Annotated in this window: 16 protein-coding genes and 1 riboswitch; of the genes, 13 read left to right on the top strand and 3 right to left on the bottom strand. The window is 46.6% G+C overall.

The genetic code is table 11. The features are described 5' to 3' along the window. The first annotated feature begins 104 nt into the window (after nucleotides 1-104). Nucleotides 105-800 carry an MOSC domain-containing protein gene (locus L5M17_RS12610; RefSeq protein ID WP_198572493.1) on the top strand — a complete coding sequence of 232 codons (696 nt, stop codon included), beginning with the start codon at nucleotides 105-107 and terminating at the stop codon, nucleotides 798-800. Between the two features lie 35 nt (nucleotides 801-835). Beyond that, nucleotides 836-1,192, top strand: coding sequence for a DUF4870 domain-containing protein (locus L5M17_RS12605; RefSeq protein WP_105251079.1), 357 nt, complete (start codon nucleotides 836-838; stop codon nucleotides 1,190-1,192). Between the two features lie 76 nt (nucleotides 1,193-1,268). Here the strand turns inward: L5M17_RS12605 and L5M17_RS12600 are convergent, their stop codons facing one another. Further along, on the bottom strand, nucleotides 1,269-3,185 hold the full coding sequence (locus tag L5M17_RS12600; RefSeq protein ID WP_263147862.1) for a methyl-accepting chemotaxis protein: 1,917 nt from the start codon (nucleotides 3,183-3,185) through the stop codon (nucleotides 1,269-1,271). Nucleotides 3,186-3,530: 345 nt separating this feature from the next. Continuing rightward, complete coding sequence (locus L5M17_RS12595; protein WP_263147859.1) at nucleotides 3,531-5,180, bottom strand: electron transfer flavoprotein-ubiquinone oxidoreductase; 1,650 nt, start codon at nucleotides 5,178-5,180, stop codon at nucleotides 3,531-3,533. Between the two features lie 247 nt (nucleotides 5,181-5,427). Further along, nucleotides 5,428-5,561: riboswitch (molybdenum cofactor riboswitch) on the top strand. Here L5M17_RS12595 and moaA point away from each other — a divergent pair. The 7 genes from moaA to L5M17_RS12560 all read left to right on the top strand — a co-directional run bounded on the left by moaA (nucleotide 5,549) and on the right by L5M17_RS12560 (nucleotide 10,493). After that, nucleotides 5,549-6,529: a GTP 3',8-cyclase MoaA gene (gene moaA, locus L5M17_RS12590; RefSeq protein ID WP_263147857.1), complete on the top strand. Its 981-nt coding sequence runs from the start codon at nucleotides 5,549-5,551 to the stop codon at nucleotides 6,527-6,529. (Overlaps the previous riboswitch by 13 nt.) Nucleotides 6,530-6,625: 96 nt before the next feature. After that, nucleotides 6,626-7,102, top strand: a complete 477-nt coding sequence (gene moaC / locus L5M17_RS12585) for a cyclic pyranopterin monophosphate synthase MoaC (RefSeq protein WP_006079755.1) — start codon at nucleotides 6,626-6,628, stop codon at nucleotides 7,100-7,102. 23 nt (nucleotides 7,103-7,125) lie between these two features. Beyond that, complete coding sequence (gene moaD, locus L5M17_RS12580) at nucleotides 7,126-7,377, top strand: molybdopterin synthase sulfur carrier subunit (RefSeq protein ID WP_006079756.1); 252 nt, start codon at nucleotides 7,126-7,128, stop codon at nucleotides 7,375-7,377. Between the two features lies 1 nt (nucleotide 7,378). Next, entirely contained in the window at nucleotides 7,379-7,846 is a 468-nt protein-coding gene (gene moaE / locus L5M17_RS12575) for a molybdopterin synthase catalytic subunit MoaE (RefSeq protein ID WP_263147854.1), read from the top strand. A gap of 79 nt (nucleotides 7,847-7,925) precedes the next feature. Continuing rightward, on the top strand, nucleotides 7,926-8,729 hold the full coding sequence (gene modA, locus L5M17_RS12570) for a molybdate ABC transporter substrate-binding protein (protein WP_263147851.1): 804 nt from the start codon (nucleotides 7,926-7,928) through the stop codon (nucleotides 8,727-8,729). Then, nucleotides 8,729-9,409, top strand: a complete 681-nt coding sequence (gene modB / locus L5M17_RS12565; RefSeq protein ID WP_105251087.1) for a molybdate ABC transporter permease subunit — start codon at nucleotides 8,729-8,731, stop codon at nucleotides 9,407-9,409. The genes modA and modB overlap by 1 nt, the downstream gene beginning before the upstream one ends. Next, the gene (locus L5M17_RS12560; protein WP_263147848.1) at nucleotides 9,390-10,493 is read left to right on the top strand and encodes an ABC transporter ATP-binding protein; all 1,104 of its coding nucleotides are present in this window, start codon (nucleotides 9,390-9,392) and stop codon (nucleotides 10,491-10,493) included. The genes modB and L5M17_RS12560 overlap by 20 nt, the downstream gene beginning before the upstream one ends. A 14-nt stretch (nucleotides 10,494-10,507) precedes the next feature. Here the strand turns inward: L5M17_RS12560 and L5M17_RS12555 are convergent, their stop codons facing one another. After that, nucleotides 10,508-10,669 (bottom strand): hypothetical protein, encoded by a 162-nt coding sequence (locus L5M17_RS12555; RefSeq protein ID WP_263147846.1) that lies wholly within the window; start codon nucleotides 10,667-10,669, stop codon nucleotides 10,508-10,510. A gap of 484 nt (nucleotides 10,670-11,153) precedes the next feature. On the opposite strand from L5M17_RS12555, the gene L5M17_RS12550 reads away from it, so the two are divergent. The 4 genes from L5M17_RS12550 to L5M17_RS12535 are packed head-to-tail and all read left to right on the top strand — an operon-like array spanning nucleotide 11,154 to nucleotide 14,445. After that, complete coding sequence (locus L5M17_RS12550) at nucleotides 11,154-11,675, top strand: hypothetical protein (RefSeq protein WP_131524044.1); 522 nt, start codon at nucleotides 11,154-11,156, stop codon at nucleotides 11,673-11,675. Between the two features lie 60 nt (nucleotides 11,676-11,735). Continuing rightward, entirely contained in the window at nucleotides 11,736-12,413 is a 678-nt protein-coding gene (locus tag L5M17_RS12545; protein ID WP_006079763.1) for a response regulator transcription factor, read from the top strand. Between the two features lie 49 nt (nucleotides 12,414-12,462). Next, nucleotides 12,463-13,719, top strand: coding sequence for a sensor histidine kinase (locus L5M17_RS12540; protein ID WP_263147843.1), 1,257 nt, complete (start codon nucleotides 12,463-12,465; stop codon nucleotides 13,717-13,719). A 33-nt stretch (nucleotides 13,720-13,752) separates the two neighbouring features. Beyond that, a complete protein-coding gene (locus L5M17_RS12535; protein WP_263147841.1) occupies nucleotides 13,753-14,445 on the top strand; it encodes a TIGR01621 family pseudouridine synthase in 693 nt (230 codons plus the stop codon). Nucleotides 14,446-14,469 lie beyond the last annotated feature (24 nt).

Genomic DNA, 14,469 nt, shown 5'->3' with positions numbered 1-14,469 from the left:
TAGCCTACCTTTGTGGGTTATGGCGCGGGTTGATTGTATTATTGGCGTATCGCGGTTTACACTCTGACAGTAATGCGCGATAGGTCATTGATTTGGAGTTGCAGATGTCAAAGTTGTTGATTAATAAGTTGTCTGGATTGTACTTAGGAACCCATCTTCAAGAAATGTCCGGTGTTGCTACTGGGATTGATGGTAAGCAAGCGGCTCAACAACTGTTAGTGCATATCGACCATGTTGAAGGGGACGCGCAGGCCGATCCAAAACACCATGGCGGCCTTGATCGCGTGCTACATCATTTCCCCCGCGAGCACTACGGCCAATATCGTCGTTGGGACTTAATCACCCAGCTCGAAGATGCGCCCAGCATGGGAGAGAACATTAGCACAGTTGGACTGAACGAAACTCAAGTCAATATTGGCGATATCTTGCAAATTGGTGCAGTAAAAGTGCAAGTGACTCAGCCGCGTTCACCTTGTTTTAAATTGAATCTGCAATTTGGTCACAGAGAATTTGCCCTCGCCATGCAGCAAAGCCAATTATGTGGTTGGTTTTATAGAATCTTAACCCCAGGGATTATTCAGTTAAACGATAGGATTGAATTAGTTGAGCGTCGTACTGATATCAGTGTTGCCGAGGCCATGTCACTCTATTTCTCGCCAACGTTTAATGCCAGTGCATATGATCGTTTAGCTTCCTGCGAGGGATTAGCGCTGAGTTGGGTTAATAGCCTACAACGTCGTTTAGCATTACAGACAGTAGAAGATTGGCAAATGCGTTTATATGGACCGAGTGGTAAATAAGGCTTTATATTCAAATGATAAAACAGGGATGACCTATGATTGAGCCCGTTACAAAAAGTGATAAAGATTTTGGCTTACTGGTATACGCCTCAAGTTTTATTGGATACTTAGTGCCGTTGGGCTCTATTCTTGGTCCTTTGATCATTTGGCTGATGAAGCGTGAAGAGTCCGCATTTGTTGATCAATGTGGCCGTAGTTGCTTGAACTTTAAATTGAGCCTGTTGATTTATGTGATCATCAGTGGCGTATTAGCTTTGGTCGGAATAGGTTTCATCTTTTTAGCCATACTCGGCATATTCGATTTGGTGTGCACTGTGCTGGCGATTATTAAGGCCAGCGAAGGTAAAGTGTATCGCTATCCATTAACGATTAAATTTATTGCTATGGATTAATTGCCTCTGCGAGTTAAAGAAAAACGCCTTAGATGGAAACATCTAAGGCGTTTTTTATGGCGTAAGTTTTAAGGTTTTACACCTTAAACTTGGCCACTAAGGTATCTAAGCGGTGTGACAGTTGATTCAAGGCTAAACTCGCCTGTGCCGCCGCTTGGGCAGTATTGGCAGTACGTTGAGTAATGTCATTGATTTCAGTGACGTTACGGTTGATGTCCTCCACCACTGTGGATTGTTCTTCCGTTGCCGCAGCAACTTGGATGTTCATGTCGCTGATAAGACCAATGCGATCGCTAATGCCAATTAACGATTTGCTGGCTTCATCGACGGCCACAACGCCTTCGTGGGAGCGGGTACGACTCTGGGCCATCGCATTAACCGCGCGGCTGGCTTCCGATTGCAGCTTGTCGATCATGCCTTGCACTTCATTGGTCGATGCTGCTGTGCGTGAGGCTAAGTTACGCACTTCATCGGCCACGACAGCAAATCCGCGTCCAGCTTCGCCGGCACGTGCTGCTTCAATGGCCGCGTTGAGGGCTAACAAGTTAGTCTGCTCAGAGATTGCGCGGATCACATCTAAAATACCACCGATAGATTTAGTGTGGGTCGCGAGGGACTCAATCACTTCACCCACTTGGCCAACGTCTTTTGACAATTGGTTAATGGTATCGCGAGCACGGGTTACTACCACTTGGCCGCTGCTGGCTTCGGTATCTGCATCTCTGGCTGCAACCGCAGCTTGGGCAGCATTGCTGGCGATTTCGTTAACAGTCGCCCCCATCTCATTAATCGCCGTTACCACCATCATGGTGCGATCTTTCTGTTCGTGGCTGTCTTCTAAGGTTTGCTGCGCCTGATTCGAGACATCCTTCGCAGAGAAACCAAGCTGTTCGCTGGTTTGTGCTACTTCGATGACAGACTCCTGAATCTTGCTGATAAAGCTATTAAATCCTTTGGCAAGCTGCGCAATTTCATCTTCACCATTGACGGGTAAGCGTTGGCGTAAATCACCTTCACCTTCACCAATATCACGGAACATGGCGGCAACTTGGGCGATTGGGCGGCTGACCGATCCAGCTACTGCGATTGCAAGCACAATAAAGCCAGCAGCAATGAGCAGAGTCCAGATTAAGATCTGATAAGCGGCATCTGCTAATAGTGCGAAGACTTCTGCTTCAGGCACTTGTGCCACTAAATACCAATCCATAGATGCGATATAACTACTGGCAACTAGCATATCTTTACCATTGATCTTGGTATTGATCAGATTGAAATCGCCGCGATTTAATAAGGAGTTTGAACTCGCATCTTTATAAAGATTGTTTAGGGTGCTCTTACCAATTTGGCTGGTATCTGGGTGCAGTTTTACCTCACCTTTGGCATCAACAAGATAAACAAAACCTGTCTTTTCAATCTTAAAAGATCCAAGCAAACGCACCATATCATCGAGGGATTTGGCTAGACCAACTAAACCACGACCATTAGGTTGTTGGTAGTTAATAAAGAGTTTTACCTCGCCATTTGCCTCTGTGAAGACGTTTAGCATACGTTCTTGGCCACTGTCTCGGTAACCAAAAAACCAACCGTCTTGTGCAGGAGTGAGTACGCGTAGAAACCCATCCTGAGTGTAATAAGCCGCCGTTTGTCTGTCGGCGTAGGAGGCTTGTGCCAGCTTATATTGGAGGGTGATGTCCTTTAACTGAGCAACGACTTGAGCTTCTTGCTCCTGAGGTCGATCGTTTTCTAGCCATTGAAGCAGCATGCGGCTGCTAGCGAGTTGTTCAGCGGCGTTCATTAAGCTGGAGATATCCAACTCAATTTTATTACGGATTTGCATCATTAAGCTGGGCATTTCTGACCCAAGCATACGTTGTTCTACGACACGCTTAGCACTGTTCTGGCTTAATACTCCAACGAGTATGGTCGACAGCAGTACTGCAAATGTCACGGTTAGCAGAATTTTCTGCTTAATAGTGAGGTTATTCAATATCATAAATATCAATATGCCTGTGTTGGACGTTTTGAGATATCGGTCGACGCACTCTTGTACGACATTTATTATCGGACAGAAATGTTAAAAGTTAACCTTAGTCTGGGTCAGTTGCCGAATAAAACAGCGTATAGAACACTTATTTGACCTAACCTGTTGGTCTTGCGGTAGATCTAATTATGTAGAGTATAGACGGAAATGAAATGGTGATTTTTAACGCACTCTTTTTGTGCGGCAATTGTGGCCAATGTCGCGAGTTAGGGCAAGCAAAAAAAGTGAGTTGTTTGTGTTAAAGGTGAAAAAAAGGCGCCCTATCGAACGCCTTCGTTTACATTTTTTGTTAATTTGTTACATATTCGGATAGTTGGGGCCGCCACCACCCTCAGGCGTAACCCAAGTGATGTTTTGGCTGGGATCTTTGATATCGCAGGTTTTGCAGTGAATGCAGTTTTGCGCATTAATCACAAACTTAGGCTGACCCGCCTCTTCGACAATTTCATATACGCCGGCAGGGCAGTAACGCTGTGCTGGCTCATTAAATTGGGTGAGGTTTATGCCCAGTGGAATGCTGCTGTCCTTTAGGCGTAAATGGCAGGGTTGATCTTCCTCATGGTAAGTGCTCGACAGATATACTGAGGAGAGTTTATCGAAACTGAGTTTGCCATCGGGTTTGGGATAATCAATCTTGCTGTAAGCGCTCACAGGTGCCATTTGCGCATAGTCAGGGTGTTCATCACGCAGTGTGATAGGGAACTTTCCACCAAACCAGTTTTGATCGATATAGTTGAAGGCGCCGCCTAAATAGGTGCCAAACTTGTGCATTGCAGGGCCAAAGTTGCGTGATTTATACAATTCTTCGTGCAGCCAGCTTTCTTCGAAGTGAGTTTGATAACAGTCGAGATCTTTACCGCCCTCAACGCCTGCCATCATGGCTGTAGCTAAGGTTTCAGCGGCAACGATTCCACTCTTCATCGCAGTGTGAGTACCTTTGATTTTAGCGAAGTTCAAGGTGCCCGCATTGCAACCTATGATAAGGCCTCCGGGGAAGCTCATCTTAGGTAGCGAGTTTAAGCCGCCTTTAGTAATCGCGCGGGCGCCATAACTAAGGCGTTCACCACCCGTTAAATACTTAGCAATCACAGGGTGGGTTTTATAGCGCTGGAATTCGTCAAATGGGCTCAGATGCGGATTTTTGTAGTTCAAATCAATAATAAGGCCGACCGCAATTTGGTTGTCTTCCATATGGTAAAGGAAGCCGCCACCCGATGCGCCTTCGGTTAATGGCCAGCCACCAGTGTGAACGACTTTGCCTTGCTCATGTTGCTCGGCGGGGACTTTCCAAATTTCTTTAAAGCCTAAGCCATAATGCTGAGGTGTTTTACCATTATCTAAATGGTATTTTTCGATAAGTTGCTTGCCTAAGTGGCCACGGCAACCCTCAGAAAATACAGTATATTTAGCATGCAACTCCATACCTGGCATGTAGCTATCTTTTGGCTCGCCGTCAGCGCCTATGCCCATATCGCCAATTAAAATGCCTTTAACGCTGTTATCTTCGTTAAATAACAACTCACTTGCAGCAAACCCTGGGAATATTTCGACACCGAGTTCTTCTGCGCGGCTAGCTAGCCAGCGGGACAGATTACCGACGCTGATAATAAAATTGCCGTCGTTGTGCATGGTTTTTGGCACAAAAGCATTAGGCATGACTCGGCCGTTGGTGGCTGAGCTGAGCAGGTAGATTTCGTCGTGGGTGACAGCGGTTTTTATTGGGGCATCTTTTTCGCGCCAGTCGCTGAATAGCTCGTCGAGCACTTTTGTCTCGAACACAGCGCCTGACAGAATATGCGCGCCCACTTCTGAGCCTTTTTCTACCACACAGACGGTAATTTCTTTACCTGAATCCTGTGATATTTGCATTAATCGACATGCCGTGGCCAAGCCAGCTGGACCAGCACCGACGATAACAACATCGAATTCCATTGATTCGCGTTCCATCAGTTCACCTCTTCCTTCACGTTTCCCCGATTTTTATCGAGTGTTGTAGTTTGTAAACGGGCGTTTTATTGCTTGCACCACCTTACCTGAAAATAAGATAAGGTCACAGTGGATTAAGCTGCTGTTTAGTCTAATTCAATACAAATCTTTAGGTGAGGACTGTCACAGATTATTCACGCTAGCGTGATCTAGGTTAATAAATACCTGTTTAGGGGTATAGCTAGTGAGTACTTTCGGCCTATAATCACCGACGACGGTTCTCCGAGCTTGCCTGCCTAAGTCGAAAGATATGGAGGTGTAGCCGTGGTAATAATGCCACCGGGGTGGGATAAGAAATGCTCTCACCTCCCACACTTGGAAAGGTGATCATGTCTCAATTACAAGACAGCTTTGGTCGAAAATTTCACTATTTACGGATGTCAGTCACTGACGTTTGTAACTTCAAATGCAGTTACTGCCTCCCTGATGGTTATCATCCTGAAGGTAAACCAAAATTCTTATCTCTCAATGAGATAGAAAACTTAGTCTCCGCATTTAGCCAAGTCGGCACCCAAAAAATCCGCATTACAGGCGGTGAACCTACCCTGCGTAAAGACTTTACCGACATCATTCGTGTCGTCGCTGATAACCCGCGCATTCATACTATTGCGACGACCACTAATGGATATCGACTCGAAAAGCATGCCAAAGAATGGTTCGATGCTGGCTTGCGTCGTATCAATGTGTCCGTGGATAGTTTAGATCCCAAAATGTTTTACCAGATCACCGGCGAAAATAAGTTTGACGAAGTGATGCGGGGGATTGATGCCGCCTTGTCAGCAGGTTTCGAGCGAGTAAAAATCAACGCCGTACTGCTTAAAGGTTTAAACGATAAAGATTTGCCACGTTTTTTACACTGGATTAAACACACGCCAATCGACCTGCGTTTTATCGAGCTGATGGAAACGGGTCTTGGTCGTGAGTATTTTGAAGCCCATCACCTAGCGGGCGCCGACATCAAAGCACAGTTACTGGCAGATGGCTGGCAATTAGATACGCCAAGTGCCTCCGATGGTCCAGCCCAAAATTTCAGCCGCAGCGATTATCAGGGCCGTATCGGCTTGATCATGCCCTATGCCAATAATTTTTGTGCTACCTGTAACCGTTTACGGGTATCTGCTAAGGGTAAATTGCACTTGTGCCTCTTTACGGAATCCGGTGTCGATTTACGTGATCTGCTACAGCATTCTAACCAGCAAGCGGAATTAATGGAGCGTCTGCACGGTCAATTAGCCCAGAAGAAAGAAACCCATTACTTGCATCAAGGCATCACAGGTGTCACTCAGCATCTTGCCTCTATTGGCGGCTAGACCTAGTTTTAGGTCTGTTGCCATAGCCAATTTAGCGCGAGTATAAGTTCAATTTCCCTTGTACCCTGTTTTGACCTCAATTAAAGGATCGCTCCAATGAGCAATGTATTTACCCATATTAATGCCGATGGCAATGCCCATATGGTCGATGTAACTGAAAAAGCCGTTACCGAGCGCGAAGCCCGTGCAGAAGCTTTTATCGAGATGGCGAGCACGACACTCGAGATGATCATGAGTGGTAGCCACCACAAGGGTGATGTGTTTGCGACCGCGCGTATTGCGGGCATTCAAGCTGCGAAAAAAACCTCAGATCTTATCCCTCTCTGCCATCCGCTGATGCTAACGAAAGTTGAAGTCGATTTAGAGGCACAACCTGAACATAACCGCGTGCGTATTACTAGCCTGTGCAAGTTATCCGGCAAAACGGGCGTAGAAATGGAAGCGTTAACTGCAGCTTCAGTGGCGGCGTTAACTATCTATGACATGTGCAAGGCTGTGCAAAAAGATATGGTTATCTCCCAAGTCCGTCTGTTGGAAAAGCGTGGCGGCAAGTCGGGACATTTTAAGGTTTAGCGTATCAAAAACGAGAGAAGACTATGATTAACGTGTTGTTTTTTGCTCAAGTTCGAGAATTGTTGGGCACAGCTAAATTAAGCCTAGAGGCGAGCGAGCAGACACAAACTGCCGAAGCATTACGGGCAACGCTGGCGGCAACCGACGACAAATGGGCTAAAGTATTAACCTCTGACAAATTGCTGGTGGCGGTAAATCAGACCATTAGCCAATGGGATACACCTGTAAACGATGGTGATGAAGTCGCCTTTTTCCCACCGGTTACAGGAGGTTAATATGCGTTTATTACCCGCAGTTCGAGTGCAAGAGGTCGATTTTAGTGTTTCTGACGAATATCGCCTGCTAGCTCAAGATGATAGCGATGGTGCCGTAGTCACTTTTGTCGGCAAAGTGCGTGATTTTAACGATGGTGCCGCGGTGACAGACCTAACCTTAGAGCACTATCCTGGCATGACCGAAGCCGTACTAGAACAAATCGTTGCCGAGGCGCGTAGCCGTTGGCCGCTCAATAAAGTGACGGTTATTCACCGTGTCGGTACTATGGCTCTGGGTGAGCAGATTGTGTTTATCGGCGTAACCAGCGCCCATCGCAAGGCCGCTTTTGCTGCTTGTGAATTCTTAATCGACTTTTTAAAAACCAAAGCGCCATTCTGGAAATTAGAAGCGGGCGAGCAAGGTAAAAGTTGGGTTGAAGCGAAAGATGCCGATGAACAAGCGGCTAAGCTATGGCAACACAAAGACTAGTCGCGTGGCAGAGATACTCGTAGTCGCAACGCAGCTTGCCAGTTTAAGTCCCGCGCGAATATTGCACTAAGGTGACCCAATGCAGAGTTTGACCCGTTTCTTCCATACCTGTGTTTTTGCATTACTCTGGTGCTTGGCGGTCGCGCCATCTAGCAGTCGAGCGGCGGATAATACAGCGATTCCCGCAATTGCCGCTGCCTCAGATTTACGTTTTGCCCTCGATGATATTAGCCAAAAATTTACCAATGAAACTGGGCTAAAAGTAAAAATATCCTATGGGTCATCGGGCAATTTTGCTACTCAAATCCAAAACGGTGCGCCCTATGAATTATTTTTATCTGCGGATGAAAAATATATTCAGCAATTGCATAGTGCTGGCGTTGCCCGCGATGCCGGCGTTCTTTATGCCCAAGGGCAACTCGCTATTGTTGTACCTAAAACAGGTCGTTTGTCCGTTGATCCTGAACTTAAGGGGTTAGCCGACGCACTCGCTGCAGGAAAAATTACCCGTTTTGCTATTGCTAATCCTGATCACGCTCCCTATGGCGAAAAGGCCAAAGAAGCATTGCAGTTTGTGCAGTTGTGGGATGCGATTCAACCTAAATTGATCCTCGGGGAAAATGTGTCCCAAGCAGGGCAGTTTGCGATTAGTGGTTCAACCCAGGGCGGGATTATTGCGCTCTCTTTAGCTATGTCTCCTACTTTTGCCAAACATTGTGATTACGCCATAGTGCCAGCAAAAATGCATAGTCCACTGTTTCAGCGTATGGCATTAATGGCCAAGGCGGGTGAAACAGCTCAGCATTTTTACGATTATTTAAGAGCCGATAGTGCTCGTCGTGTTTTGGCCGATTATGGTTTTTCATTGCCAGAGCAACCATGATGGATTGGCAGGCACTTTGGTTATCGGTCAAGCTGAGTGGCATCACAGTTTTAGTGTTGATTCCTTTAGCTATTTTGGCTGGACGGGCATTAGCCTATCGTCAATTTGTCGGCAAATCTTGGGTCGAGGCGCTGATCATGGTGCCCTTAGTATTACCGCCGACTGTGATTGGTTATTACTTGCTGGTGGGGCTTGGCAGTCAAAGTTGGCTCGGACAATGGATTGAGCAAGTCATGGGTCAGCAACTCGTGTTTCACTTTTCTGGTCTGGTTATCGCCTCCGTTTTAGTCAATATTCCCTTCGCAGTGCAGCCGATACAACGCGCCTTTGAAACTGTACCTAATGATGTTCGCGACGCAGCGGCTTGTTGCGGCATGAGTCGACTTAAAATTCTACTTAAAATTGAATTGCCTATGGTGTGGCCGGGTGTGCTAACGGCATTAGTTCTGTGCTTCTCCCATGTGCTTGGGGAGTTTGGCGTTGTGCTGATGATGGGCGGCAATATTGCTGGCGAGACTAAGACGATTTCGATTGCAATTTATGACAGTGTGCAATCATTCGATTTTAATGCCGCTGGCACTATGTCATTAGTCTTATTGCTGTTTGCCGTGACGGCGTTAGCACTAACAACCAGTCTATCGCGGCGTTTAGGAGGTCAGCGTGGCGCAAATCATCGCTGATCTGCAGTGTCAGATCCAAAATCATAAACACATTAAACTCAACGCCGATTTCCGCTGTAAAGCGGGTGAAGTACTTGCTGTGGTCGGGCCATCTGGCGGTGGAAAAACCACGCTGCTACGGATGATCGCTGGGTTGAATCATCCCGATACGGGACAAATCCACTTTGGCGATCGACCTTGGTTTGATGATAAAGCGCGTATCGCCTTAAGCCCGCAGCAACGCCATATCGGTTATATGCCGCAGCATTTTGGCTTATTTCCGAATCTCACTGCCTTAGAAAACGTAGTCGCTGGACTTGACCATATCCCCAAATCGGAGCGCATACCGCGCGCGAAAGATTGGCTCGAACGGGTCAATCTACAGGGATTACCCGATAGATTACCGGCGCATTTATCGGGCGGCCAGCGCCAGCGCGTTGCGCTTGCCAGAGCGCTTGCCCGTGAACCGTCGGTTTTGTTGCTGGATGAGCCTTTTTCTGCGGTGGACAGGGAAACTCGCGAGCGTTTATACCTTGAACTTGCGCGCCTCAAAGAGCAGTTACTTTGCCCAGTTATTATGGTCACCCATGACTTAAATGAAGCCTTGCTGCTGGCTGATTCGATGATTTTGATCAGCCAAGGCAAGATGCTACAGCAAGGTGCACCTTTCGAGGTGTTATCGCGGCCACGAAATGAAGCTGTGGCTAGGCAGATGGGGCTAAGAAATATTTTTGATGGTGAAGTGGTATTTCAAGACAGCACTAAAAATCTCACTTGGCTTAAATTTGGTGAGCAGCTAATTGCCTGCGACTATGGCAAAGATCGCCCTGTGGGAAGTCGAGTCCGTTGGGTTATCCCCAATCAAGGTATTCGTTTTAATTCGATTTCCAAAGGGCGTTTATGCCGCAGTTTTAATAAATTAGATGTCACGATCGACGCTATGCTGGTGATGGGCGAATCTGTTCGGCTTATCTGCTACGTCACTGGCACCCCATTACAACTTAACACTGAAGTCTCGCTGCATTTTGCCCAAAAGCTTGCTCTTACTAAGGGGATGCAAACTACGGTGGCACTCAAATCCGAACAAATTCATATTTTGGAATAGCGTGATATCGTAATTTAATAACGTTTTATACCGAGTAATCCAATCCAAAATGTCCCTTCCAATAGCATGCCTAAGATGATGAACACCAATGCACTGGTGGCGCTGCCATAGGCATAAGCGCTTAATGCTGCTATTAATAACAAGCTTAAGCTTATCCATCGCATGACTGGTTTCATTTTCGCTCCGATTTAAAAATACCGTTACCTGATGCTAAGTTATCTGACTTTAGTCGAGGGCGATTTATTTGCCAATCCCACTTTTTAATGACACAGATAGACTAAAATACCCGCTAAAATTCAATCCTCTTGATTCTAAATGGCGAAATTGAGGGTTATCACTGAAAATGTCATGTTTAAAAATCCCCAGATGATCAAAGCTTAATCTTGTTTCCATCGGCGTTTAAGTTGGTATTAGGTAGACTTAGCACATTAGCCACAAAATGATTGAGTGTTTGGCTTATCAGCGATTTAGGTTCTGTTGACGTTGGATTTCAGATCAATTGATGGCCGAACCAGAGTTAACGCTGACACAGTGTGATGCTATATCCAGTGGTAAATTGTGAGGGATTAGCTTGGAATTGCATACAGGCGCAATAGGTCCATCGACTTCTAACTGATTGTCTCATAAGATACAAACTTAGCTGATTTATATGGAGGGGCCATGAGACTATGGTTGCTAGGATTCATGTTGGTATCTGGTGTCGCAACGGCGGCTCAGAGCATGTATTCGATGTTTGCGGGTGGAGACTATGTACCGCCGTTGAGCGTTATGCAGCAGATTGAAAAAGGGTTCTCCGGTGTGATTGCCGAATTTCATATGGAAGAGCAAGAGGGTGAATTAGTCTATCAATTTGAGTTGATTAATCCTTTAGCAAACTCTATAACGCGGTTTGAATATCGTGCCCGTGATGGTAAGTTACTGAAACAAAAGGCGAGTAAAGTAAGCGCCGATGATCTGGGTGAGGTTGAGGCAACGCGTATGATCGCGGCAAAAGATCAAACCTTTTCAGGTCTAATCATTAAGGCCACTAAAGATCATAAAGCCTTCTTAACCGAAGCAAAGTTAGACCACGACTTAGGTATCAGTTACTTAGAACTTAAGCTGTTAGACGATACGGGTAAGTTTAAGTTGGCCTTTGATGTCGAAAATTTACGACCGTTACCTTTACTCAAGTGGGATTGAAATATCTAAGTCAATCGAGTGCTCACACGAGTGCTTAAGATTGAGGAGCGCAACATACAGATGAAAATACTTTTAGTTGAAGATGATGCGACGACGATTGATTACATCGTCAAAGGATTTCTTGAGCAGGGCCACAATATCGAAACGGCGAGCGATGGCCATCAAGGCCTGTCACTTGCGACGAGTAGTCAGTACGATCTCGTGATCCTCGACCGCATGTTACCTCAACTCGATGGCTTAAAATTGCTGGCCGCCTTAAGGGCTACGGGTAATCAAACACCAGTGCTGATTTTATCCGCTTTAGCGCACGTCGATGAGCGAGTAAAAGGCTTGCGGGCAGGTGGCGACGACTATATGACTAAGCCGTTTGCTTTCTCCGAGTTATTAGTTCGCGCTGAAAAACTGATGCACCGTGGGCAATCTGTGCCTGTGACAACTGATCTCGTTGTTGGTGGTTTGAAGATGGAGTTACTGACCCGTAATGTCACTTTAGACGGGCAGGAGTTGATGCTACAGCCAAAAGAGTTCCAGTTACTTAAGTATCTGATGGAACATGCTAATCAAGTTATTAGCCGCACCTTATTGTTCGAAGCAGTGTGGGATTATCACTTCGATCCGCGCACGAACGTCATCGATGTGCATATCGCAAAATTACGCCGTAAATTTGAAGAGTTAGGCCATGGCGAGCTTATCGAAACCGTGAGGGGAGCGGGTTATCGCTTACGACAAAGGCATTAAGCCTTACCAAAGCAGCGCCTGGCGCATCACAATCGTTTTTTCGACCTTAGTGATAGTGATCATCGGGGCGTTGCTATTTGCCCTCTATCGGCAGTTGATCATCGAGCAGCAGTATCAAGTGACTCAATATTTAGAGTCAGAGACCCAACGTTATCAGCAACTTGCCCTAACGGTTGATCGCCGTAGTTTTGCCGCTCAAATCCGCGCCGCCGATCCACAAACGGCCCTGATCGCTTGGCGTAATAGCTACGATATGGTCGGTGCCTTGAGCTTTATGCCCGAAGGCATGCCCATGCTGCCGCAAACGCGGGATTTTCCTATCTTAACCGGTGGCCCGGATAAGCTGCATATTCTTACTGGCGGCCTAGTGATGACCCGCTACGGCCCAGTGTTGATTGCGACCCGTACCGATAACTTAGCGACGTTAATTGATAAGTTTATCAGTGCCGCCGCGACGGCTGTCATGCTTACCGTAGTGTTGACTTTAGCGCTCGGCTATCTGTTTTCTAAGGCGATTTTACGTCGATTAGTGCAATACAACCGCTTGAGTGAACAGATTGAACGCGGTCATTATGACACCCGCTTACCCTTGAGTTGGCGTCAGGATGAGTTCGATATGTTGGCGCTGCAGTTTAATAATGTGCTGGATATTCTCGAAAATAACCTGATGGCAGTGCGTGGTGCGACCGATAATATCGCCCATGATTTACGTACTCCACTGTCACATATCCGTATTGGTATTGAAGAGTTAGCGAGTAAGCCGAGCAACGAGATTAGCGAAGGTTGCGCCATTTTGACCGAGGAGCTCGATCATTGTTTAGCGACGTTTGATGCCATGTTGTCGCTCACGCGTATCGAAGAAGGTCAGCAGATACTCGATTTGCAGGAGTTAAGCCTAGCGCAACTGTGTACCGACTTATTGGATATGGCCGATGCTGTGGCTGAATCTAACGAGCAAACCTTGAGTTTATCGTTACTGACAGATCATAAGGTTTTTGGTGATAAATACTTATTATTCCAAGCCTTATATAATCTTGTCGATAATGCGATGAAGTATTCTGGCCAAGGTGCGCGGATTGAGATTATTCAGTCAGGCCCACAAATTCAGATCCGCGATAATGGCCCTGGTATTCCAGACGAGAGTAAAGAAAGAGTGTTCGAACGTTTAGTGCGCCTCGACCCTAGCCGGCATTTACAGGGTACTGGTTTAGGATTATCTATGGTCAAAGCGATTCTCTCACGGCACAATGCCAAAATTAATCTCACGGATAATCATCCTGGCTTAGTCGTCACTATTCAGTTTTAAGTCGATGATCCGCATTACAACGCCGAGTACTCCATGTATCGAATCATAGCCGATGAGGCTGATTTTATTGTTATTTCCAAATCAGCCAAAGTGCATTTCCACAGTCAGGATGGGACTGCAGGCGTGGTGGCGCAGGCTGAGCAAGATTTAGGGATTAAGCTTTTTGCTGTTCATCGACTCGATACGCCCACGTCCGGTCTGTTGATTCTGGCTAAGAGCGCGGTCGCCGCCAAGCAATTTACTGAGCTGTTTACCGCCCATAAAGTGCAGAAATATTACCTCGCCCTCGCGAAAGGTAAGCCGAAGAAGAAGCAAGGCTGGGTGGTTGGTGACATGGCAAAGTCGCGTCGTAGCATGTTTAAGTTACTGCGGACTAAAGAGAATCCAGCGATTACGCAGTTTTTCTCTTTGAGTGTTAGCGAGGGATTGCGTTTATATTTGCTTAAACCCCACTCAGGTAAAACCCATCAATTAAGAGTTGCCTTGGCGAGCTTAGGTGTACCCATTTTAGGGGATGATTTATACGGCGGAGAGGCCGCGGTTCGGTGTTATCTGCATGCCTATTGTCTGCATTTTCGCTATGGTGATGACGTGACAGGTTGGCATGATTACGCTTATCGGGATTTGCCGACTCAAGGTGAGCATTTTGGCGCTGAAGGTGTCACTGAGGCGCTAGTTTCATGGCGTGAGCCCGATGCTTTGGCTTGGCCAGCGAAAGGAGATTAATCTTTGCAGCGTTATGTTGCGAAA

The sequence above is a fragment of the Shewanella sp. SW24 genome, assembly GCF_025653395.1.
GTDB lineage: Bacteria > Pseudomonadota > Gammaproteobacteria > Enterobacterales > Shewanellaceae > Shewanella > Shewanella oncorhynchi.
Note: the sequence above shows the minus strand (reverse complement) of the source record. Positions and strands in the feature narration are given on the sequence as shown.